At 70.1% G+C, this 21079-nt stretch carries 27 protein-coding genes and 1 tRNA gene; 15 read left to right on the top strand and 13 right to left on the bottom strand.

From position 1 onward, the window contains the following. Positions 1-55: 55 nt before the first annotated feature. Both ACIHAD_RS24935 and ACIHAD_RS24930 read right to left on the bottom strand, forming a co-directional pair. Complete coding sequence (locus tag ACIHAD_RS24935; protein ID WP_397357013.1) at positions 56-847, bottom strand: MauE/DoxX family redox-associated membrane protein; 792 nt, start codon at positions 845-847, stop codon at positions 56-58. 5 nt (positions 848-852) lie between these two features. After that, complete coding sequence (locus tag ACIHAD_RS24930) at positions 853-1800, bottom strand: hypothetical protein (RefSeq protein WP_397357012.1); 948 nt, start codon at positions 1798-1800, stop codon at positions 853-855. 215 nt (positions 1801-2015) lie between these two features. On the opposite strand from ACIHAD_RS24930, the gene ACIHAD_RS24925 reads away from it, so the two are divergent. Then, positions 2016-2546: a SigE family RNA polymerase sigma factor gene (locus tag ACIHAD_RS24925; protein ID WP_397357011.1), complete on the top strand. Its 531-nt coding sequence runs from the start codon at positions 2016-2018 to the stop codon at positions 2544-2546. Between the two features lie 38 nt (positions 2547-2584). Here ACIHAD_RS24925 and ACIHAD_RS24920 read toward each other — a convergent pair whose 3' ends face one another. After that, positions 2585-3076 carry a MarR family winged helix-turn-helix transcriptional regulator gene (locus tag ACIHAD_RS24920; RefSeq protein WP_397357010.1) on the bottom strand — a complete coding sequence of 164 codons (492 nt, stop codon included), beginning with the start codon at positions 3074-3076 and terminating at the stop codon, positions 2585-2587. 94 nt (positions 3077-3170) lie between these two features. Here ACIHAD_RS24920 and ACIHAD_RS24915 point away from each other — a divergent pair, with 94 nt between their 5' ends. After that, entirely contained in the window at positions 3171-3731 is a 561-nt protein-coding gene (locus tag ACIHAD_RS24915; protein ID WP_397357009.1) for a YceI family protein, read from the top strand. 164 nt (positions 3732-3895) lie between these two features. Next, positions 3896-3984: transfer RNA gene (locus ACIHAD_RS24910), tRNA-Ser, on the top strand. A gap of 84 nt (positions 3985-4068) precedes the next feature. On the opposite strand, the gene ACIHAD_RS24905 is transcribed toward ACIHAD_RS24910, so the two are convergent. Both ACIHAD_RS24905 and ACIHAD_RS24900 read right to left on the bottom strand, forming a co-directional pair. Next, the gene (locus ACIHAD_RS24905; RefSeq protein ID WP_397357160.1) at positions 4069-4344 is read right to left on the bottom strand and encodes a tyrosine-type recombinase/integrase; all 276 of its coding nucleotides are present in this window, start codon (positions 4342-4344) and stop codon (positions 4069-4071) included. Between the two features lie 82 nt (positions 4345-4426). Then, positions 4427-5002, bottom strand: coding sequence for a DoxX family protein (locus tag ACIHAD_RS24900; protein WP_397357008.1), 576 nt, complete (start codon positions 5000-5002; stop codon positions 4427-4429). Positions 5003-5477: 475 nt separating this feature from the next. Between ACIHAD_RS24900 and ACIHAD_RS24895 the strand changes: the two genes are divergently transcribed. Both ACIHAD_RS24895 and ACIHAD_RS24890 read left to right on the top strand, forming a co-directional pair. Continuing rightward, complete coding sequence (locus ACIHAD_RS24895; protein WP_397357007.1) at positions 5478-5993, top strand: hypothetical protein; 516 nt, start codon at positions 5478-5480, stop codon at positions 5991-5993. Positions 5994-6189: 196 nt separating this feature from the next. Further along, on the top strand, positions 6190-6795 hold the full coding sequence (locus tag ACIHAD_RS24890) for a hypothetical protein (protein ID WP_397357006.1): 606 nt from the start codon (positions 6190-6192) through the stop codon (positions 6793-6795). 22 nt (positions 6796-6817) lie between these two features. Here ACIHAD_RS24890 and ACIHAD_RS24885 read toward each other — a convergent pair whose 3' ends face one another. Further along, complete coding sequence (locus ACIHAD_RS24885) at positions 6818-6949, bottom strand: hypothetical protein (RefSeq protein WP_397357005.1); 132 nt, start codon at positions 6947-6949, stop codon at positions 6818-6820. Between the two features lie 440 nt (positions 6950-7389). Between ACIHAD_RS24885 and ACIHAD_RS24880 the strand changes: the two genes are divergently transcribed. After that, entirely contained in the window at positions 7390-7962 is a 573-nt protein-coding gene (locus tag ACIHAD_RS24880; protein ID WP_397357004.1) for a hypothetical protein, read from the top strand. Positions 7963-8018: 56 nt separating this feature from the next. Here the strand turns inward: ACIHAD_RS24880 and ACIHAD_RS24875 are convergent, their stop codons facing one another. From ACIHAD_RS24875 to ACIHAD_RS24865, 3 genes are all read right to left on the bottom strand, one after another. Beyond that, a complete protein-coding gene (locus ACIHAD_RS24875) occupies positions 8019-8459 on the bottom strand; it encodes a VOC family protein (protein ID WP_397357003.1) in 441 nt (146 codons plus the stop codon). A 2-nt stretch (positions 8460-8461) separates the two neighbouring features. Next, positions 8462-8839 carry a VOC family protein gene (locus tag ACIHAD_RS24870; RefSeq protein WP_397357002.1) on the bottom strand — a complete coding sequence of 126 codons (378 nt, stop codon included), beginning with the start codon at positions 8837-8839 and terminating at the stop codon, positions 8462-8464. 131 nt (positions 8840-8970) lie between these two features. After that, a complete protein-coding gene (locus tag ACIHAD_RS24865) occupies positions 8971-10158 on the bottom strand; it encodes a trypsin-like serine protease (RefSeq protein WP_397357001.1) in 1188 nt (395 codons plus the stop codon). 164 nt (positions 10159-10322) lie between these two features. Here ACIHAD_RS24865 and ACIHAD_RS24860 point away from each other — a divergent pair, with 164 nt between their 5' ends. Then, positions 10323-10862: a hypothetical protein gene (locus ACIHAD_RS24860; protein WP_397357000.1), complete on the top strand. Its 540-nt coding sequence runs from the start codon at positions 10323-10325 to the stop codon at positions 10860-10862. Here the strand turns inward: ACIHAD_RS24860 and ACIHAD_RS24855 are convergent. Then, positions 10819-12003, bottom strand: coding sequence for an MFS transporter (locus tag ACIHAD_RS24855; RefSeq protein ID WP_397356998.1), 1185 nt, complete (start codon positions 12001-12003; stop codon positions 10819-10821). The genes ACIHAD_RS24860 and ACIHAD_RS24855 overlap by 44 nt on opposite strands. A gap of 161 nt (positions 12004-12164) precedes the next feature. Next, entirely contained in the window at positions 12165-12503 is a 339-nt protein-coding gene (locus ACIHAD_RS24850; protein ID WP_221762554.1) for a helix-turn-helix domain-containing protein, read from the bottom strand. 78 nt (positions 12504-12581) lie between these two features. Here ACIHAD_RS24850 and ACIHAD_RS24845 point away from each other — a divergent pair, with 78 nt between their 5' ends. Together ACIHAD_RS24845 and ACIHAD_RS24840 are read left to right on the top strand one after the other, a co-directional pair. Beyond that, a complete protein-coding gene (locus ACIHAD_RS24845) occupies positions 12582-13160 on the top strand; it encodes an NADPH-dependent FMN reductase (protein ID WP_397356997.1) in 579 nt (192 codons plus the stop codon). Between the two features lie 15 nt (positions 13161-13175). Further along, complete coding sequence (locus tag ACIHAD_RS24840; RefSeq protein ID WP_397356996.1) at positions 13176-14456, top strand: TIGR04013 family B12-binding domain/radical SAM domain-containing protein; 1281 nt, start codon at positions 13176-13178, stop codon at positions 14454-14456. Between the two features lie 43 nt (positions 14457-14499). Here the strand turns inward: ACIHAD_RS24840 and ACIHAD_RS24835 are convergent, their stop codons facing one another. Together ACIHAD_RS24835 and ACIHAD_RS24830 are read right to left on the bottom strand one after the other, a co-directional pair. After that, positions 14500-14730, bottom strand: a complete 231-nt coding sequence (locus tag ACIHAD_RS24835; protein ID WP_397356995.1) for a hypothetical protein — start codon at positions 14728-14730, stop codon at positions 14500-14502. A 44-nt stretch (positions 14731-14774) separates the two neighbouring features. Next, the gene (locus ACIHAD_RS24830) at positions 14775-15284 is read right to left on the bottom strand and encodes a VOC family protein (protein ID WP_397356994.1); all 510 of its coding nucleotides are present in this window, start codon (positions 15282-15284) and stop codon (positions 14775-14777) included. Positions 15285-15348: 64 nt separating this feature from the next. On the opposite strand from ACIHAD_RS24830, the gene ACIHAD_RS24825 reads away from it, so the two are divergent. The 6 genes from ACIHAD_RS24825 (at position 15349) to ACIHAD_RS24800 (ending at position 21077) form a co-directional block, all read left to right on the top strand. Next, positions 15349-15798: a MarR family winged helix-turn-helix transcriptional regulator gene (locus ACIHAD_RS24825; protein WP_397356993.1), complete on the top strand. Its 450-nt coding sequence runs from the start codon at positions 15349-15351 to the stop codon at positions 15796-15798. 60 nt (positions 15799-15858) lie between these two features. After that, positions 15859-16047 (top strand): hypothetical protein, encoded by a 189-nt coding sequence (locus ACIHAD_RS24820; RefSeq protein WP_352318071.1) that lies wholly within the window; start codon positions 15859-15861, stop codon positions 16045-16047. Positions 16048-16133: 86 nt separating this feature from the next. Further along, on the top strand, positions 16134-17555 hold the full coding sequence (locus tag ACIHAD_RS24815; protein ID WP_397356992.1) for a xylulokinase: 1422 nt from the start codon (positions 16134-16136) through the stop codon (positions 17553-17555). 185 nt (positions 17556-17740) lie between these two features. Further along, on the top strand, positions 17741-18424 hold the full coding sequence (locus tag ACIHAD_RS24810) for a DUF998 domain-containing protein (RefSeq protein ID WP_397356991.1): 684 nt from the start codon (positions 17741-17743) through the stop codon (positions 18422-18424). Positions 18425-18480: 56 nt separating this feature from the next. Next, positions 18481-20706: a nitrate- and nitrite sensing domain-containing protein gene (locus tag ACIHAD_RS24805; RefSeq protein WP_397356990.1), complete on the top strand. Its 2226-nt coding sequence runs from the start codon at positions 18481-18483 to the stop codon at positions 20704-20706. Then, entirely contained in the window at positions 20703-21077 is a 375-nt protein-coding gene (locus ACIHAD_RS24800; RefSeq protein ID WP_397356989.1) for a DUF742 domain-containing protein, read from the top strand. Before ACIHAD_RS24805 ends, ACIHAD_RS24800 begins: the two co-directional genes overlap by 4 nt. Positions 21078-21079: the final 2 nt, after the last annotated feature.

Below are 21079 nucleotides of genomic sequence, written 5' to 3'. Positions count from 1 at the left end.
GCCCAATAGAGCTGTATCGCCATGCCTGGATACCGAAATCTAGGGCTCTCTAGCGTCACGCTGATACTGACGTATATTCCGGCAGAGAGTCGCTGTCGTCGCTGCTGACCACCGCCACGCGCACCGCCGGACGCCGTCCGCTCAGGTAGACCGCGAAGACCACGTCGTCGCGGTCGCGGCCGGTGAAGACGAAGAAGCGCCAGCACAGCTCCCGCCAGCTGTCGTACGGCTCCGCCGAGGTCAGCACCTCCTGGTACGTCCGCCACGGGCCGCTGGACCTCAGCCTGGAGAGCATCACCTGCTCGGCGGGACCGGGGCGCTGCTCGCAGGGGGCGCGGTACCGTACCCGATCGACCAGCTCCTCGATCTCGGGGGAGAGCAGCGCGATCGCCGCCACCCCCGCGGCCGCGAGCCAGGTCGGATGGGCCATCGCCGCCCAGCCCGGCACCGGCGCGGCCACCGACAACGCGGACATCCCGGTCAGCACGACCGTCCGGCCGATCGAACGCATGCCGACCGGCGCCGAGCTGACCTCGCCGAAGCAGCCGCAGCCCGCGTCGGGACGCCGCCTGCGCAGCTCGACCAGCACGTACGTGGACAAGGCGAAGAAGCAGACCGTCCCCCACCTGAAGATCGGCGCGGTGGTGAGCAGCAGCCCCCCGGCGAGCACCAGCTCGCCGCCCGCGCAGACCAGCAGCGAGGGCGCCCGCATGCGGCCGGGCATGAGCACGGCCGGGCCCAGCCTGGACAGGGCGCCCGGCTCTCCCCCCTTGTGGACCGTGACCACCTTCGCGACGGTGCCCATGACCAGCAGCACGATCAGGATCGGCATCTGCGATTCCAGCACGCCCGTCACCCCAATCCGATCTGAGCGTTGAAGCAGCCTTTGATCAATTCGCCGCCCAGCTCGACGAACGAGGCGGGCGACAACTCGGCGACGCGGCCGCGCGGCGAGGTGTCGCACTCGACGCAGCGGTCGCAGAACCGCCCGGCCAGGCAGCCGCAGGCGACCACCGGCAGGCTGGCCGCGCGGTCGGCGCACGTGTTCCTGACCTGCAGCAGCGAGCCGATGGCGAGGTAGGGCAGGCCGGCGCAGGAGAGCCCGGCATCGGGGCAGCCGGTGTCCACGCGTTCCAGCATCGGGTACGCCGCGCCGCGCTCCTCCTCGTCGAACGTGTCGGACCAGGTGGCGGTGCCGGAGATGCGCGCCTGCGCCCCGGCGTACGCGGGCGGCGGGGCCGGCACGCTGCCCGACCGGTGGGCGGGCTGCGAGGTCGCCGGCAGCAGCGCCAGGGCGGAGCCGTCGCGCCTGATCCCGATCGCGTCGAACAGATAGCCCGGCTCGAACTTCGGATGCCGCACCTGCAGCCGCCCGGTGGCCGGATAGGGGATGACGACCGTCCGGGGACCCCGGTGGGGGCCGCAGTCGAGCTCGACCGTCAGCTCCTTGCGTCCCTCGACCGACAGGATCGTGCCGGTGAGGCGGGTGGTGTCGGCCCAGATCCGCTCGACGACGCGGCCTTCGCGCAGCGTGCGCATGAGCACCATGGAGCCCACCGGGAGGTCGGCGGGCGCGATCTCCGCGCCGTGCCAGGCCGTGGCCCAGGGGGCGATCACGAGCCGCTCCTCGGCGCCTTCGGGGGTCTCGATGACGATGAGATGCGGGCTGACGTCAAGGATCTCGCCGGCGACGGCGCGTAAAGGCTCGCCGCCGGCCGGGTCGGGGCCGGCGATGCCCGGGGCGCGGCCCAGCGCGGCGGCCGCGAGCAGTCTGCGGCGCTCGACGTTTGGATAGCCCATCCGCCCTCCCTCGTCAGGTACTAGGTTCACATGACTCCGGAGCGGCTCGTGCCGCGGCGAACAGATGGGAGCAAAATACGCATCCCCGGGGAAGGTAGTTGACACCCGCCTTCGAACAATCTGCCACCGACCTTGACTGACCTTTGTCTTCGTCGGGCCGAAACCTGAATTGTGGTTCAGTCGCAAAAGGGCATCAGGCTGCGATTCTGGCCACGATGCAGACCACCGGGTGGGAAGAGGAGTTCCGCGAGTACGTCATGGCCCGCGGTCCCGCGCTGCTGCGCGCCGCCCGTCAGCTCACCGGGCATCCGCTGGACGCGGAGGACCTGTTGCAGAGCGCTCTGGCCAAGACGTACCTGGCGTGGGGGAAGATCGAGGACAGGGGGGCGCTGGACGGGTACGTCCGCCGGGCCATGGTCAACATCAACATCTCGCAGTGGCGGCGGCGCAAGCTGGAGGAGTACCCGTCGGACGACCTGCCCGAGATGGCCACGGCGGACCCGCCGGCCTGCGGGGAGGTGCACGAGCTGCTGGAGCAGGCGCTGGAGGGGCTGCCCGAACGCATGCGGGCCGCGATCGTGCTGCGTTACTACGAGGACATGACCGAGCCGGAGATCGCCAGGACGCTCGGGATCAGCGTCGGCACGGTCAAGAGCACGGTGTCGCGGGCGATGGCCAAGCTCAGGGGCGCCTTGGGCATCTCCGCGGAGGCGGGCGGTTCGGGGGTCCCGGAGGCGTCCTCGTAGCTGGGCGGTCGGGGCGCTCTTCGCGGTCGCCGCGTGGCTCAGTTGAGCGAGGGGGTGGTCTCCTCCGCGCCGGCCGTCGCGCAGGGGCGTACGACGTCTCTGATCTTGCGGAGTGTGCACAGGAACGCGGCGAGTTCGTCCTCGCTCAGGAGGCTGGTGAAGCTGTCCTCGATGTCCTGGAGATGCTGGGGCAGGACGCTCGCCAGCCGCTCGCGCCCCTCGTCCGTGAGCGCGGCGTAGGAGGCTCTGCGATCGGTGGCGCACGCCTGCCTGGTCACCAGGCCCTCCCGTTCGAGCCGGTCGACGACCCTGGTCACGCCGCTCGTGGACAGACCCGTCTGGGCGGCCAGGTCGGTCATCCGCAGCGCCTGTCGCGGTGATCGTGCCAGGCGGATGACGGTCTCGAAGTCGATGCCCGACAACCCCGCCGTGCTGAAGACGGGTTGCATCCGGGCCGTCAGACCTGCGTGAACCTCGGCGAGCAGGCCCATCGCCGTCAGCCTGGGGTCATCGATGTGCTTCACGTCCATACCTTAACCGACGTTAGTTGACTTGCGGAATATTCCTCGTGTAGACATTTGTTGCCGCAGACATCCGCACAGCAACGTTCCCTAGGAGAACCCGATGAGCACCCGTACCTGGGAGTCCCTGACCATTCCCGCCGCCGGCACGTACAACCTCGACGTGGCCCACACCCGCATCGGGTTCGTGGTCAAGCACATGATGGTGAGCAAGGTCCGCGGTAGCTTCGGTGACTTCAGCGGCTCCGTCACGATCGCGGAGAACCCGCTGGAGTCCACGGCCGAGCTGACGATCAAGACCGCCAGCATCGACACCGGCGTGGGCGACCGCGACGGCCACCTGCGCAGCGACGACTTCCTCGCCACGGACAAGTTCCCCGAGATCACCTTCCGGAGCACCCGCGTGGTCGGCCACTCGGGCGACGAGTTCACCGTCGCCGGCGACCTGACGATCCGCGACGTCACCAAGGAGGTCGAGCTCACCGTCGAGTACGGTGGCGCCGGCACCAACCCGTGGGGCCACGCGGTATGGGGCTTCTCCATCAACACCGAGTTCGACCGCGAGGAGTTCGGCCTGACCTGGAACCAGACCCTGGAGGCCGGCGGTGTGCTCGTGGGCAAGAAGGTCAAGATCGAGATCGAGGGCGAGGCGAACCCCGCCTGAACAGGGTTGTCCACAGCCCTGAAGCCCGCCCTAGCATGGGGCGGGCTTCATCCACAGGCGGTTACCCACAGGCTGTTGATAACTCTTGGTGAAGGCACGACGCGCAACCGCTTTGCCGCCTCGGCAGAAGGCCGGTACGCTGTGCTGAGCCGCGATGGCTTCCAGGAGGATTCGCCTAGTCAGGTCTATGGCGCCGCACTGCTAATGCGGTTTGGTGGCAACACCATCCGGGGTTCAAATCCCCGATCCTCCGCAGCTGAAAGGCCCTCTCCCCGAGTTCCGGGGGAGGGCCTTTTGATCTTCTGGGGCGTCATAGTTGCAGTGCTAGTTGCAACGGCTATCCCCAGAGAGCCGAGGCGAGGCGTTCCCCGGCATCGCGCATCAGCGGTGTGGATACGTGGGTGTAGCGCTCGGTCGTCGTCACGCGGGTGTGGCCGAGAACCTGTTGAACGACACGGATGTTCACATCCTGCTCGATGAGGAATGTCGCGGCGGTGTGGCGGGCGTCGTGGATCCGTACGTCGCGGACGCCGGCCTGCTTGAGGATGACCCTCCAGGCTTTCCAGTCTTCGATGCGCTCGATCGGTGTGCTGTGCTTGGTGGCGGACACCAGGTTGTGAGCCGAGCACGCGCCGGACAGGGGCGTGCAGTACGGCGTTTCGCCACCGGTGCCCTCGGCTTACCGGCGCCGGTGATCAGAACTGGACGTTGGTCATCGTGTACCACGTCGGGGCGAATGTCAGCAGGGTCAGTGCGACCAGGACCGCGATCGCGCCGAGTACGCGTGAGGTGGTGACGGCGGCGGGGGAGATGGGCCGCAGCTTCCATCGTCCGGCCGCGATGAACGCCGCGACGCCTCCCAGCAGGAGATTGGCGGGCACCAGTTCGTATTCGCCGCGGATGATGTGAAAACCGGCCGCGAGGATCATCGTCAGCGTCAGGCCGGCGGCGGCGAGCGGCGTCAGCATCGGCTTGACCCTCGTCATCGCCGGCAGGATCAGGCCGACGCCGCCGAGCACCTCGACGATCCCGATGAAGACGATGAGGGACTGCGGCACCGCCGCGTACCAGGCCACGGCCCGGGGTGCTGTCGCATACAGAATGTCGTCGTACAGCAGCACCTTGCCGAAGCCGCTGCCGGCGAAGAAGAAGCCCCACAACGCTTGAAGGGACCAGAGTACGCCGTTGAGCGTGAATCGCGTTCCGCGCGCCTTGGGCTGCTGCTCGATGTCCTTGACGCTGACGACGGTCTCGCTGACGTGATGGCTCATGTCCTGTCACTGCCTTTTCTGATCGGATTCACGGGGGGACTCGCCGGCTCTGCGTGCCTTCGTCAGCACGTGGTGATCAGTACGTGGTGACGGGCACATCGGAGCACGGGGGCGAGGTCGCGCGCACCGTCCGTGGGACAGGGTGGGACACGCGAGACGCGGTCTGGCTGCGGAAACACGAGTTTCACCGCAACCGCGGGATGGGACGGTTCCCGCGGTGCCGGGTGTCAGGCGTCCAGGATCAGGTGTTCGGTGAGGCTCGCGGGTGTGGCCGGAGGATCCCTTGGACGGCACGGAGGCCCCCGTGTTGCCCGGCGATCAGGCCCCCGCCCTTTCGACGGGGGCAGCACTGGTTCGGCCGATACCGTGAAGGTGCGTTCGCCTCACGCGACCGCTCGTTCTGTCGGTCGTATGTCCTAGCGTGTCCATCTGCGAGGCGACCAGGTCGCCATGGACCCCGGGCAGGAGCGCGTACGTGGGTGTCTACTACGAGTACTACCGCGCCGCGGACCGTGTCGCCGCGACCGTCCGACCTGAGCAGTCCCGTGAGATCGCCGATGCCTCTCCCGGACGTCCGGAGTGGGACGTGGTGGTGACCAAATGGATCGATCCCGAAGTGGTCCTGGGGCAGCTCGTCGCGTTCGCCGGGCAGGTTGACCATTCTCTGGGGCTGGTCGGAACGGTGAATTTGTATCCACCTCCGGAGGATGTGCCTCGAAGTGCTGACGAGTGGGCCGCCCTACCGGAAGACTCCCCGTACCTGGAGGGGCCCAGAATCGTGGAACTGTCGGCGGAGGCTCGGGACACGCTCGCCGGTGTGGATGACGCCCGCCTGCCGACGTTGGCGAAGCAGTGGGCGGCCATAGAGGAGTTCTCCAGCTTCACCGATGAGAACGACGGGTACATGTTGTCGCTCACCAAGGATCTTGTCGGTCTGGCACGTCGAGCGAGAGAGAACGGTCAGTTGCTCTACTGCTGGATGTGCTGGTGAACCGCCCGGCGGCCGTGCCGTCGCGTGCCCGAGGCGGTTGAGGGCAAGGGAGGCACGGGACGCGATCAGTGTGCTCCCTGCTCTGAGTGGCCTTGATCAGCATGGGCGTCCTTGCAGGTCGGGGTGCACTTCGGCTCTACCTGGCGGAAGGCTCGCAACCGATCACGGGCGGAATCGTGCCGTACACTCTCGCCGCATGCGGCTGAAGGTGATCTTGACGCTGTTCGCTGTCTACGCTGTGACGGCGGTGCCTGTGTACGTGCCGGGCGAATGGCGAGTGATCGTGCAGCCGGCCGCAGGTGACGCTGTGGAGGTGTACTACAGACTCAGGCCGCCGATGCCTCGGTCGTACGTGAGCATCGGGCCGTACAGCCAGGCCATCCAAGTCGCTCAGCGGCGGGCCGAGACCTATCCGTACGATCTCGCCCCGCCCTACCTCCTGTACGCGCCCTATCGGCTCGTCGTCCCCTACGTCACGCCCCGAGGACATGAGCTGGCCGCCTCGCCGATCTCGGGAGCGGACCGGTCATACGGGAAACCCGACCCGTACCGGATCGTGCCCCAGGTCCGGCGGGCGAGGAACAGCCAAGCGGCGCTGACAGCCTTGCTGGAGGACAGGGAACACGGCCGGCCGATCGACGAACCCGAGGTCTTGGGGATGCACGTCGAAGCTGAGCTCAACCGGATCGTCGTCGAGACGAACACGTTCAGCCAGGAGCTGCGCCGCCGGCTGGCCAGGCGTTATGGCGGTCTCGTCACCATGGACTGGGATCCCTTGCGGCAACCCATGCAACTGCTCTGAGCAGGGCTGGAGGCCGTGCCGGTCAGCGGCGTCCCCATCGGGCGAGGGCACGGATGACGGTGGGGATGTCCTCGCGGCGCGCACGCACGAGTGCGACCAGGCCGAGCACCAGCCAGGGCAGGACGGTGATCAGGGCGGCAAAAGGCAATGACACGACAGGGCCACCTCTCGTAATCGGTGTCTGTCGCTGGAGCCTGCAACGCATCATGCGCGACGACCGCGCACCCACAAAACAGAACCCAGCGTCCAGAAAGCTGACCCGAGAATCACACGTCGCCTCGCTTCCCGTCAACCGGACTTCAGGCGGGGGCGACATGTCGCAGGCTCCGGGAGCCTGTCACGTAGCTCGGTGGGAGGACGTCAAATGGACCTGACCCAGGAGCGGACCGCTTTCGCCGGCATGCCCAGTTCGGCTCGGACGAGCCGGATCGCCTGCTCCTCGTATCGCTGGACCTTGAGCCGGTGAGCTCCTCGCTGGAGCACGAGTTCGCGGACAAGAGTGGCGTGACCTTCTAGCAGAGAACCAGCAGTGGCCTGGGCCCGGACGCTGCTCTGACGGTCACCCACGGCAAACACCGATTCGGCAAGGCGGGCGTGCATGCCGGCGACATCGCCGAGGTTTTCACGGTGGGCGGCGTGGACCCCATACCGTTCCGTCTCATCAATATCGGTCGCGACAGCTACACCCGGAACCAGGCGGACGCGCTGCCCGAGGGTAAGAAATGGAGTCACCGGCGGGACGCGAAAGGGTTCCTCTGGTCCAGCAATCTCGTGGACGCTCTCAATCCTGAGTTCCTGCGACTGATATCCCCCGGCGCCAGGAAGGTGCCCACCGAGGACCGGTACGACGGCGTCCGCACCACCAGGTACGACGGCTCGATCGAGGTCGGCGGCCTCGGCACCCGCCAGGCCGGCGTTTACTACAGCGAGCGGAAAGGGGCTTCGGCGGGAGGCCGTATGACGTGGAAGCTCTGGCTGGGCCCGGACCGCCTGCCCAGACGCTTTCAGGCCGAGATCGTCGACGAGCCCTACGGCCAGGAGGAAAGAGCCGACGCCGAGAGGATGAACGTTCTCTACAGCGGCTGGAGAAAGCCTGCCCGCACTGTCGCCCCTCCCGAGAAGCTCGTGGTCGAGTCGAATAGGCTCGCCGTCCGCATCACGCTGTGAAGAGGGGCGGGCGCCGCAGGGGGGCTGCGGCGCCGAACCGCGGCCCGGCCCCGGTGTCAGTCCTGGAGGACGGACAGGACGTTTCCTGCCGGGTCGGTGAACCAGGCGATCAGCGGGCCGCCGCCGCGGAAGATGCCCTTCTCGTCGGTCTTCAGGTTGTCGTAGCGCTGGAATCGCACGCCTCGGGCCGTGAGGTCGTCGACGGCCTGCTCGATGTTCTCGACGGGGAAGTTGAGGATGGTGAAGGTGGCGGGGACGTGGTCGGGTTTGGGGTAGATCAGGATGTCGGTGCCGCCGGTGATGTGCAGGTTCAGCAGGCCGTTCGACTCCGAAACCTCCAGCCCCAGGGTCTCGCCGTAGAACGCCTTCGCGGCGGCCAGGTCGTCGACGGAGAATCCGCTGAACGCCTTCGTCTTGCCGAACATCCCGTCGGACCTCTCGTCGGACCTCTCGTCGGACCTCTCGTCGGACCTCTCGTCGGACCTCTCGTCGGACATCGTCACATCGCCTTCCGGTGTTCTTCGCTGAGCTGGATGATCTGGACGTAGTTGCCGTCGGGGTCGATCGCCGTGGCGAACAGGCTGCCGTCGCGGTCCTCGAGCTCGGCCAGCCATGACACGCCCGCCTCGTCCATCCGGGCGGCGGTCGCGCGCGCGTCGGGGACGTCGAAGTTGAGTATCACCCGTCCGGGCTCGGGATTCTTGTCCGCCACGTCGGCCCGCGTGTCGATGATCAGGTGGAAGTCGCCGAACCTCAGCACGCCGTAATGGGTGACGTCGGTGTCGGACTCGGGGGCGAGGACCGTGGCGTACCAGGCGCGTAGTCGGGCCGGGTCGGTGCTGGCCAGGAGCAGGCTGTTCAGATTGGGGCGCGTCATCGCTGCCTTCCTGCGGTCGGGTACGGCGGAGGTATCCGCTTTCTGGAGGGCAGACTCGACCGGGGAGGGAAACTCATCGGTGCCGTGTGAACAGCTTCTCGGGCGGTGCCCGGCGCGGGCGGTGGGGAAGGTCAGACGGTGCGGAGGGTCAGGCCGTACGCGCTGAGGATCTCGTTGACGGGCTGGAAGTACGTCGTGCCGCCGGAGCTGCAGTTGCCGGAGCCGCCCGAGGTCACGCCCTGGGCCTGGCCGCCCGAGATGAACGGCCCGCCGGAGTCGCCGGGTTCGGCGCACACGTTGGTGCGGGTCAGGCCGTAGACGGTGCCCTGGGCGTACGTGACGGTGGCGTTGTGCTGCTGGACGGTGCCGCAGTGCCAGCCGGTGGCCGGGCCGGCCCGGCAGACGGACGCGCCCACTGTCGCCTGGAGCGAGCCGCGCACGGGCACCAGCGAGCCGCCGGACCCGCGGACGTACGGCTGCGCGGTGTGCCCGGGAGTCGCGCCCCACCCGTAGTCGTCGACGGGGAAGGACGAGCCCTGGAAGGTGCCTGGCGGGGACGTCACCAGGTCGCCGGCATGACCGCAGTGGCCCGCGGTGACGAAGCCGGGAACGGTGCCCTTGGTGACCGAGAAGCCGATCGTGCAGCGCATCGAGCCGACGTAGAAGGGGTCGCCGCCGATGATGCCGGCGTAGGTGCGGGGGAGTTCGGGAGTCGGCGACATCGTGACGGCCGTGCTGCGGGCCGCCGAGACCAGGGCCCCGGCGGCCGACGACACCTCCGCGGGCGGGGACGAGGACCGGCCCTCGGCCGGTGAGGACGGGGTCGGGCCCTCGGCGGGTGGGGATGAGGTCGGGCCCTCGGCGGGTGGGGTCCCCGGTCGGGGGGAGGGGATCTGGAGGATGACGCGGTTCGCGCGTACGTCGGCGTACCAGAGGGCGGGGCTGGTCCGGAGGCGGTGGGCGGCCTGGTCCAGGCGGTGGACGACGGCGTTCAGCTCCGCCAGCGAGTGACGCACGACGACGGGGCGCGCTCCCCGGGCCGAGATCGCGGCGGTCCGGGCGGGATCGGTGGTGGCGACGACGAGGGCGGAGGCGTCCTCGGTCAGCCATGACCCGCCGTAGGAGTCGCCCAGCGAGGTGGCCAGTTCGGACTCCAGGGCGGCGGCATGTCGTTCGCTCGCCAGCCGGGCGACCACCTGCGGCTCCGAGAGGCCGAGGTCGCGCGAGAGTGCCTCGATCACGGGGTCGGGCGCCGGGGGGCCTGGGGTGGCCAGGCAGGCGGCCACGATGGTGGCGCCCGCCACTGCACAGCGAAACATGCCGCCGCTCCTCGATGGGGGGTGCTGTCACGGTAACGGCTGACAGGCAAATGAGGAGATACCAAATATTTCCTATTAAGGCGATATACCCGACGTTCCGGCCACCGGCCACAAATGGAGATTTTTCGACCTAAAGTTGTAACCGGTGGTATGTCGGTATCGTATTGGGCCTGGAGGTGTTCTCTATGGGTAATGGTGTTCGTCATTTCGCCGGGGCCGCGGTGGGGGTGGCCGCGATCCCGTTGATCGCGGCCGGTCTTCTGTACGGACCCCGCGCGACCACGTCCGGCCTCGACTGGACGGCGGCCGCGGCGCTGGCGGGAACCGCGCTCCTCATCGGCGTCCTGGCCGGTTCCCGGATTTCCCCGGTCGCCTCGCTGCTGCCCGGCCTGGCTTTCACGGCATTGGCCGGGACGGTGGTCGTACGGGCCGCCACGGGAGGCGACCGGAGAATGGGATTCGGCCTGGTGCCCGCCGATTATCTGGACGCGTACGCGGCCTTGCTGAATACCTGGTCATTGGTGATCGGCGGCATTCTGCTGACCGCGTCGGTGTTCCCGTCCCGTTGGCGGGCGCGCCGGGGCGGGGCGGCGACTCCCGAGAAGGAGGAGGAGGAGCCGCCGCCGCTGCCCAAGCGCGTCCCGTTCGCGTCGAAGAGGATCACATCGGCGCGACCCGCTCCCGGGCCAGCCACAGGGCGATGACCACGTACGGCAGGACCAGGAGGGCGAACGTCGTGCCGTGGGAGAGGAACGGCGAGCCCGCGCCGTAGGCCGTGTAGACGGCCAGGGTGACGACGTTCGTCCCGAGCCCGGCCACCGACGTCACGGTGGCCCGCTGGTCGCCCGAGACGCGCTCCTGCAGTCGCGCGTCGGCCACCACGCCGGCCATCTGGAACGCCCCGAAGGAGACGGCGACCAGCGCGAACCCGGCCGGATGCGGGACGAGCGCGCCCGCCGCCATGGCCAGCGCCGCCAGCGCCAGGACCAGCGCGAACGAGCGCTCGGTCAGGCGCTGGGCGGGCCCCGCCAGCAGACCGCCCACCGCGGCCCCGACCCAGACGGCCAGGACGAGCAGGGGCACGGCCGTCCTGGGCGCGCCGGTCTCGGCGGCCAGGAAGGGGACGTACTCCTCCAGCGCACCCCAGATCGCCGTGACGACGGAGATCAGGACGATCGCTTCGAGCACGTTCCGATCGGTACGGGCCTCCGCGACACCGGCCCGCAGAACCGCGAGATACCGCCCACCCGAATCCACAGACGAATCCACGGACGAACCCACGGACGGATCAGCGACCGGCGGACGACGCTCCGGCAGCGTCAACGCCGTACCCGCGCACAACAGGCAGGCCACCACACTGGCCACCCCCACCGCGGGATAACCACCGACCGCGAAGACGGGTGTGGCCAGGGCGATCGCCGACGCGGCGGCGACGATGCCGACCGAATGGGCCCTGCCCATGATCAAGGCGTACCGCCCCTGGAGGCCCCGGCGTTCGAGCTCCTCGTACGCGAGCGCCTCGAAGGCGCCCGAGACGAGCGCGCCCTCGGCCCCCCACAACACGAAGCCCAGCGCGAAGGCCCAGTAGGACGGGAAGAGCACCCACAGCGCGAAGCCGGCCCCGGCCAGCAACGGGCCCAGGCACAGCAGCAGACGGCGGGACACCGCGTCGGCCCAGGCGCCGGAGGGGATCTCCAGCACCATGCCGGTCACGGACCAGATGACGAACAGCGAGGACGTCTCGGCCACCGAGAGCCCGGCATCGGTGAACAACAGCGTGTACACCGGGTAGAGCAGGACAAACTCGCCGAGAAACGTATAGACGTAAAGCTTGGGGACGAACATGCGGCCCTCTCGGAAGAGGCGGACAGGGACTCCGTCTGGTGCTCGGCACCTCGGAGGCCCGCGCGCGCGTCTTCCGCGTCGGCCGCTGGTGGTTCATCAATGTCGCCAGTGCATGCCCGGAGTCTAACCTCCGGCCCGCCTCCCGCGCTCGCCCGTATCGGCTAGGCGGACCTGGCTGGCTCCTCGGGCAGCGGGATCCATTTGTGCGCCCAGGTGACCAGCTCGTCGAGCACCGGGCGCAGCTCCTGGCTCATCTCCGTCAGGTGGTACTCGACCCGCACCGGCGAGGTGGGCAGCACACGCCGCTCGACGAGCCCGGCGGACTCCAGCTCGCGCAGCCGGCGGGCCAGCATCGTGTCGTTGATGCCCGGGATGGCCGCCTTGAGGTCGGCGTAGCGGTGGGCGCCCTTGAAGATCATGTGGATCACGGCGCCCGACCAGCGGGCACCGATCAGTTCGAGTGCGACGTGGAACCGGACGCAGACGGAATGGGGGCTCACGGGGATGATCCTAGCATTTGCTAAGAAATGTTTAGCTACTCAATAATGTTGAGGTATCAACTACCTGAGGAGGACCCCATGGACAAGCCAGTCCTGCAGATCATCGTCGCCAGCACCCGTCCAGGCCGCGCCGGACGCGAGGTCGCCGAGTGGTTCAGGGGCCGTGCCGTCGCCTCCGGTCACTTCGACGTCGAGCTGGTCGACCTGGCCGAGGTGGGCCTGCCGTTCCTCGACGAGCCGAACCACCCCAAGCTCAAGCAGTACGTCAACGCCCACACCAAGGAGTGGAGCGCCACCGTGGACCGGGGCGACGCCTTCGTGTTCGTGACCCCCGAGTACAACCACAGCTTCACGGCCGTGCTGAAGAACGCCCTGGACTACCTGCACCACGAGTGGCAGCACAAGGCGGCGGGGTTCGTCAGCTACGGCGGGATCTCCGGCGGCACCCGGGCGGTGAACGGCCTGCGCCAGGTCGTCAGCACGCTGAAGATGATCCCCGTGGTCGAGGCCGTCAACATCCCCTTCTACCAGCAGTTCATCGCCGAGGACGGCACCGTGGCGCCCAACGACGTGATGACCGCCGCCGCCGACGCCATGCTGGCCGAGCTGGCCAAGCTCACCGGCGCGCTGCGTCCCATGCGGCTGGCCTCCGCCTGAGCTACGCTGCCGGTCGTGGCGCTGGCAGTCGATGTGGTGGTCCGTTACCGCAAGGCGGTGACGTACGGCGTGCACGCGGTGCTCGCCGCCCTGGAGACCTCGGGCGTGGAGCACCGGCAGCTGCTGGGCGTCACCCCGGAGGAGACGGCGGCCCACATCGCGGCGAGCCGGGCCGACCGGGTGCTCGTGCTCTGGTCGTTCTACTCGCCCGACGCCGAGGCCATGGCCGCCGAGCTCGCCACCGTCAGGTCGCTCAGCGACGGCCGGGGGCTGCACATCGCCGGCGGGGTGCACGCCACCGCCGAGCCGCAGCAGGTCATCGACGCCGGCTGGGACCTGGCCGCGATCGGCGAGGGCGAGTCCACGATCATCGCCCTGGTCGAGGCGCTGCGGCGGGACGAGCCGCTGACGACCGTGCCCGGCCTCGCGGTCAAGGACGGCGACGGCGTCGCGCTCAGGACGCGCCCGGCCCCGCAGCTCCCGCTCGACGCGTTCCCGTCGTTCCTGGGGCGCAAGGGGCCGATCGAGATCACGCGGGGGTGCCGGTACACGTGCCGGTTCTGCCAGACGCCGTTCATGTTCGGCGGGCAGTTCCGCCACCGGTCGGTGGCGAGCGTGCGCGAGCACGTCAAAAGCATGGTCGAGCAGGGGCTGCGGGACGTGCGGTTCATCACGCCGACCTCGCTCTCCTACGGCTCGCCGGGCCCCGACCCGGATCTCGCGGCGGTGGAGGAGCTGCTGGCGGGGGTCAAGGAGGAGCTGCCGCCGCACGGCCGGGTGTTCTTCGGCAGCTTCCCGTCCGAGGTGCGGCCCGAGCACGTCACGCCCGAGGCGATGCGGCTGCTCAAGCGGTACGTGGCCAACGACAACCTGATCATCGGCGCCCAGTCGGGGTCCGACCGGGTGCTGGCCGCCTCGGGCCGGGGGCACGACACCTCGCCGGTACGCGACGCCGTCAGGATCGCCGTCGAGCACGGCTTCAGGCCGAACGTCGACTTCATCTTCGGCATGCCGGGGGAGTCGGAGGAGGACCAGCGCCAGTCGCTCGTGCTGGCCGGCGACCTGGCCGAGCTGGGCGCCCGCATCCACACGCACACGTTCATGCCGTTGCCCGGCACGCCCTGGCGGGACGCCGAGCCGGCGTTCATCCCGCTCACGACCATGCGCGAGCTCGACAGGCTGGCCCAGCGCGGCGACGCGTACGGCCACTGGCGCCGGCAGGCCGAGCACTCCGCCCGGCTGGCCGAGACGGCCAAGGCCTACCCGCGCCGCACCCGCCGCCGCAGAACGGACTGACGCGGGGCCCCGGACGGCCCGGGCGGGCGTGGGACGCGACCCGTCAGTCGTCGTCGGTGAGCCGGTCGAGCGCGCGGTTGATGGAGTCGCCGAGCGGCCGCAGCACCTCGGAGAGCGCCTCGGCGAGCGGGGTCAGGATCTCCGTCACCTCATCGAGCAGGTCGGGTGACGTGTGCTCGGGAGGCGCCCAGCGCATGGCGTCCGCGCTCAGCGTCTCCCATTCGTCCACGACGCCGTCGATGGCATCGAGGACGTGATCCGGATCGTTTGGCATGACTCTCTCCGGAACAAATCGGTCGGATACCTGCCACGGTACCGTCAGGCCGGGATCGACACCCCGACCCCGCCCCGGGTCTGCGCGCCGTACCGCTCCTTGTCGGCGGCCAGGTCGAGCGGGCGGATGGCGGACCGGGCGGCCAGCGTCTCGTCCGTGATGAGCGAGGCGGGCACCAGCCAGGAGACCTCGAACTCCAGCCCGTCGGGGTCCTTGGCGTACAGGGCCTTGGTGGTCCCGTGGTCGGAGGCGCCGACGAGGGAGCCCAGCTCGCTCAGCGTGACCGCGATGCGCTCCAGCTCGTCGAGCGTGTCGACCTCCCACGCCAGGTGGTAGAGCCCGACGGCGGTACGGCCGGCGGTCGAGGGCCCGGCGGCCTCGCCGATCTCGAACAGCCCGAGGTCGTGATCGTTGCTGGAGCCCGGGGCCTGGAGGAACGCGGCGCCGCGCATGCCCATGACCACCTCGAATCCGAGCGCCTCCCGGTAGAAGGCCACGCTGCGCTCCACGTCACGGACGTAGAGGACCGCGTGATTGAGCCTGTGGACCGGCATGGTCGTCCCCTTTCACCTGTTTCTCCCGGGTCAGAGTATATGAGAGTTCAACTAAACTGAGAGAGTGACCCGATGGCTGGATCCGGACGAGCAGCAGACCTGGCGCGACTTCCTGGCCGCCGGCCAGCTCATCAACGAGGCGCTGGACCGGCAGCTCCAGCGCGAGGCGGGCATGCCGCACACCTACTACATGATCCTGGTGGCGCTCTCGGAGGCGCCGGAGCGGTCGATGCGCATGAGTGAGCTGGCCGCCAGGGCCCAGAGTTCCCAGAGCCGTCTCTCGCACGCCGTCGCCCGGCTGGAGGAGCGCGGCTGGGTGCGCCGTGAGCGCTGCCCGGCCGACGGCAGGGGCAATGTCGCCGTCCTGACGGACGAGGGGTTCGCCACGCTGGCCGCCGCCGCGCCCGGCCATGTCGAGGAGGTGCGCCGGAGCCTGTTCGACGTCCTCACCCCCGAGCAGGTGCGCGAACTCGGCGCGATCTGCTCGGCCGTACGGGACACGCTGGAGCGGTAGCGAGCGAACTGTCGTGGCCAGGCCGTAACCTCTCCCGGTAGCCGAACGAGGGGATTGCCGATGCACGACACCGAAGAGGCGCTGTTCCGGACGGTCCACGGCATCGCCGGGCTGATGGCGGGCCAGCCCGTGCCCGTCGTCATGGAGGCGTTGCTGCGCCACCTGCCCAAGGCTCCAGGTCTCGAGGTGACGGAGATCCGCAAGATCGCAGAGGAGATCAGCGTCGGCCGCGACCCCTCGGGGCTGTGATTCACCCCGAATTGCTACTGAATGTCGCTCCCGGACGCGGATACCATCTCAACCATCTCGCGCTGGAGCAGGCATAAGGAGTTCGGGTGACGCTGGTCGCTGGGGTTGATTCCTCCACGCAGAGCTGCAAGGTCGTCATTCGTGACGCCGAGACGGGCGCGCTGGTCAGGCAGGGCCGCGCCGCCCATCCGGCCGGCACCGAGATCCACCCCTCCCACTGGTGGGCCGCGCTGCTGCGGGGCGTCGAGGAGGCCGGCGGGCTCGCCGACGTCGCGGCCGTCAGCGTGGCCGGGCAGCAGCACGGCATGGTCTGCCTCGACGAGGCGGGAGGCGTCGTGCGCGACGCCCTGCTCTGGAACGACACCCGCTCCGCCCGAGCCGCCGCCGACCTGGTGGCGGAGCTGGGCGGGCCGGGGGCCTGGGCCGAGGCGGTCGGCTCGGTGCCGGTCGCCTCGTTCACCGTGACCAAGCTGCGCTGGCTGGCCGAGCACGAGCCGGACAACGCCCGCCGCACGGCGGCGGTCTGCCTGCCGCACGACTGGCTGACCTGGCGGCTGGCGGGCGCGCTCGCCCTGGGCGCCGACCCGGCGGCCTGGCACGACGCGCCCCCGCCGCCGCTCGACCTGCTCGCCACCGACCGGGGTGACGCCTCGGGCACCGGCTACTGGTCCCCGGCGACCGGCGCCTACCGCACCGACCTGCTCAAGGCCGCCTTCGGCGCGGTCCCGCTGCTGCCCCGCGTGCTGGGGCCCAGCGACCGGGCGGGCGACCCGGCGTCCGCAGGGCCGCTGCTCGCGCCGGGCACCGGCGACAACATGGCGGCCGCGCTGGGCGTCGGGGCCGGGCCGGGCGACGTGGTGGTCTCGCTCGGCACGTCCGGCACGGTGTTCGCGGTCGCGGAGACGCCGAGCGCCGACCCCAGCGGCGCGGTCGCCGGGTTCGCCGACGCCACCGGGCGTTTCCTGCCGCTGGTGTGCACGCTCAACGCCGCCAGGGTCCTCGACGCCGCCGCCGGGCTGGCCGGGGTCGGCCTCGACGAGCTGAGCGACCTGGCGCTCCAGGCCCCGGCGGGGGCCGGCGGGCTGACGCTGGTGCCGTACCTGGAGGGGGAGCGCACCCCCAACCGGCCCACGGCCACGGGCTCGATCCTGGGGCTCACACTGGCCACCTCGACCCCGGCCCACCTGGCCCGCGCGGCCGTGGAGGGCATGCTGTGCGGCCTGGCCGACGCCCTCGACGCGCTCGGCACGCGGCCGGAGCGGGTGCTGCTGATCGGCGGCGCGGCCCGCTCCGAGGCCGTACGCCGCGTCGCGCCGACCGTCTTCGGCGTGCCGATCGCGGTGCCGCCGCCCGGCGAGTACGTCGCCGACGGCGCCGCCCGCCAGGCCGCCGCCGCCCTCCTCACGACCCCCGACTGGCGGACCGAGGACACCGCGGCCTACGACGCGCCGGCCGTCCCCGAGATCCGCGCCCGCTACGCCAGGGCCACCGCCCAGGTGCTCGACTAGCGGCGACGCCCTACGACCCCGGGGTGACGCCGAGGGGGACTCAGGGTCGGAGTCAGGGACGTGTAGGGGGCGGCGCCGGATGTGCCGCCACGCCTGGGCACGCGAGAGTTGGGCACATGACCGCAGTGCCGAACAGCAGAGTGAGAGTCGCGAGAGCGCCCTGGAGCGTGAGCCCGAGGGCCCTCATGACCCCGGCGAGGCTCTACCCCCTGATCGCCTGTGCATCGATCGTGTTCTCGGTGGTCGCGATCCTGGTCGGTCACTTCGGGCCCGACCCCTACCTCGACCCCATGAACGTGACCATCAGCGAGTACGCCGTGACCGACCGCGGGGGCGTCACGGAGGTCGCGATGGCGGTGCTCGGGATCGGGTCGCTCGCGCTGCTGGCCGCGCTGAGGAGGATGGGGGCGCCGATCCGGGGGTTGCCGGAGAAGTTGCTCATCGTGTGGTCGGCGGCGCTGGTCGTGGTGGCGGTCATCCCGACCGTCCCCCTCGGCCTCGATCTCGACCTCGCGGCCCAGGTCCACCGGTACGTGTCGATCGCCGCGTTCGTGAGCCTCCCGGCCGCCGGGGCCCTGCTGGTGCCCAGGCTGACCGCGGACGCCCACTGGAAGCCCGTCGCGCGGGCCGTGGAGTGGGTGGCGCTGGCGGGCGGGTTCGGGCTGCTGGCGATCACGTACGTGGCCCTGCCGGGGGAGCGGGTCATGATCGGGCTGGTCGAGCGGCTGCTGCTGGGCGCGGAGGTGTCGTTGCTCGGCCTGCTGGCGGCCTGGGCGCTGTGGCTGGCGTGGGCTCCGGCCCGCGCCCCGAAGCACCCAGTAGACGCAAATTTCCCGACATATCACAGATTTATCGCTAGTCGATCTTAATCCCGTCTGTTTCGGTGCTATTCTCTCCCGCGATCTTCTATGCGGGAGCAGGTGTCATGGCATCGGGCAGATCCATCCGATTCAAGATCTCGACGCTGCTCGTCATCCCCTTGATCTCCCTGATCGCGCTCTGGGGCTTCGCCGCGAGCACGACGACGGGTGAGGCGCTGAACCTCTTCAAGATCGACGCGATCTGGTCGAGTGTGATCAACAACGCCGACGGCCTGGTCTCCAACCTCCAGACCGAACGCCTGGCCTCCGCCGAACGCCTCGCGGGCACGGCGACCGAGCAGGCGGCCCTGTCCAAGGCCCGCGCCAAGGTGGACGCCAGCAGGAAGACCCTGCGCGAGCAGGGCCTGGCGGACGACGCCCAGTCGGCCATGACCGAGGACATGAAGAAGCAGTTCCAGGTCGTGCTGGAGACCATGGACCGGCTTCCCGAGGTCAGGCGCAAGGTCGACGACCGCAGGCTCACCCCCGGCAACCTGGTCACCGAGTACGCCAAGGTCTCCGACGAGGTCCACCTGCTGTACTCCAGGCTGACCGTCAGCACCGACCTCGAACTCTCCGTCCAGGCCCACGGCCTGATCGCGGCCGACGAGGTGCGCGAGCTGCTCAGCCGCGAGAACGCCCTGCTCGTCGCCTCCAACGGCCGCCCCTCGATGCACGACGTGCACCTGCTGGCCGGCATCGACGGCACCCGCACGTTCCTGTTCCCGAAGGCGCTGGCCAACCTCGACACCGAGCTGCGGGCGCCGTTCGAGAAGCTGTTCTACTCCTCCAGGTACATCACCATGGAGAGCCTCCTACGGAGCTTCGTCGCGGGCCAGCCGGCCGACATGGACCTCTGGCGTGGCATCGCCGACCAGGTGCTCAAGGACTACAGCGAGGCCATCTGGGGCACCGGCGACAAGCTGCTGGGCCGGATGCAGCCGGCCGGCGTGGTGATCATCGTCAGGGCCGCGATCGCGGGCGCGCTGGGGCTCATCGCGGTGGCCTTCTCGATCTTCATCTCCATCCGGGTGGGCCGCAGGATCACCAGGGAGCTGGCCACCCTCCGCCGTACGGCGCTGGACCTGGCCGAGGTCAGGCTGCCCGACGTGGTGGCGAAGCTGCGTACCGGCGAGCGGGTGGACATCGAGGCCGAGGCGCCGCCCATCAAGGTCGGCGGCGACGCCACCAGCGAGGTCGCCGACCTCGCCGCGGCCTTCGACAGCGTGCAGAGCACCGCCGTGGACGCCGCCGTCGAGCAGGCCAGGCTGCGCGAGGGCGTGGCCGAGGCGCTGCGGAACCTGGCCAGGCGCAGCCAGTCGCTGCTCCAGCGCCAGCTCCGGATGCTGGACGAGATGCAGCGCCAGACCGAGGAGCCCGAGGCCCTGGAGCGCCTGTTCCGGCTCGACCACCTGACCACCCGCATGCGCCGCCACGCCGAGGGCCTGGTGCTGCTCTCGGGCGGCACGGCGGGCCGCAGGTGGCGCGGCGTCATCCCGGTCGAGGACGTGCTGAGCGGCGCCGCCGCCCAGGTCGAGGAGTACACCCGGGTCCGGGTCTACCCGATGCCCGAGTGCGGCGTCTCCGGCTCGGCCGTGGCCGACCTCATGCACCTGTTCGCCGAGCTGATCGAGAACGCGACGTCGTTCTCCTCGCCCGCCAACGAGGTCTCGGTGCGCGGCGAGATGGTCGGCAGGGGCTTCGCGGTCGAGATCGAGGACCGCGGCCTCGGCATGGACGAGGAGATCCGCAAGGCCATCAACGACCGGCTGGCCAGCCCGCCCGAGTTCGACCCCGCGCAGACCGAGCGGCTGGGGTTCGCGGTGGTCGGCATGCTGGCCGCCAGGCACGGCATCAAGGTGACGCTGAAGCTGTCCCCGTACGGCGGCACGACCGCCATCGTGCTCGTGCCCGGATCGCTGGTCGAGCCGATGGCGACCCCGATGCGCCCGCTGGAGTTCGAGCCCGTGTCCGTCTCCGTCGTCCGGTCCGACCGGCCGCTCGACGCGGGGGAGACGACCGGGCCGGGCGAGCTGCCGCGCCGGGTCCGTACGAGCAAGCGCGCGGGACCCGCCGTGGGCGAGGATCCGGAGCCGGCGCGCCGCGAACGGCAGACGGGCCTGCCGCAGCGGCAGCGGCTCAGGCAGGCGCCTTCTCCCGCGCCGCCGTTCCCGGCTCCCGTGGCCGAGGAGCGTTCTCCTGAGGAGGCCAGGGCGCTGCTCTCCTCACTCCAGTCCGGATGGCAGCGGGGGCGCCAGGACAGTGACCAGGATGGGGGTTCCCGACCGTGAGCCGCGAGCACGAGTGGGTTGACGAGGAGGCCGGGCCCGTCGTCCGGCCGTACGCCGTGGCGCGGGGGCGCACCAGGCCCTCGTCCCCGGCCCTCGATCTGCTGGCGACCGTCGTCTCGACGGGACGGCCCGCGCCGGCCAAGGCCGAGCTGAGCGGCCAGCACCGGCGGCTGATGGGCTGCCTGTCCGGCCAGTCCAGGCCCGTCGCCGAGGTCGCCTCGGAGCTCGGACTGCCCGTGGGCGTGATCCGGGTGCTGCTCGGCGACCTGCTGGAGTACGACCTGATCGACGTGCGCCCGCCGCGCGACAAGACCGCCACCCCGACGGAGAGCCTGCTCCGCGAGGTGATCAGCGGGCTGCGCGCGCTCTAGCC

It is taken from the genome of Nonomuraea sp. NPDC052265 (assembly GCF_044547985.1).
In the GTDB taxonomy this organism is placed as follows: Bacteria; Actinomycetota; Actinomycetes; order Streptosporangiales; family Streptosporangiaceae; genus Nonomuraea.
This window is presented reverse-complemented; position numbering and strand designations above follow the sequence as displayed.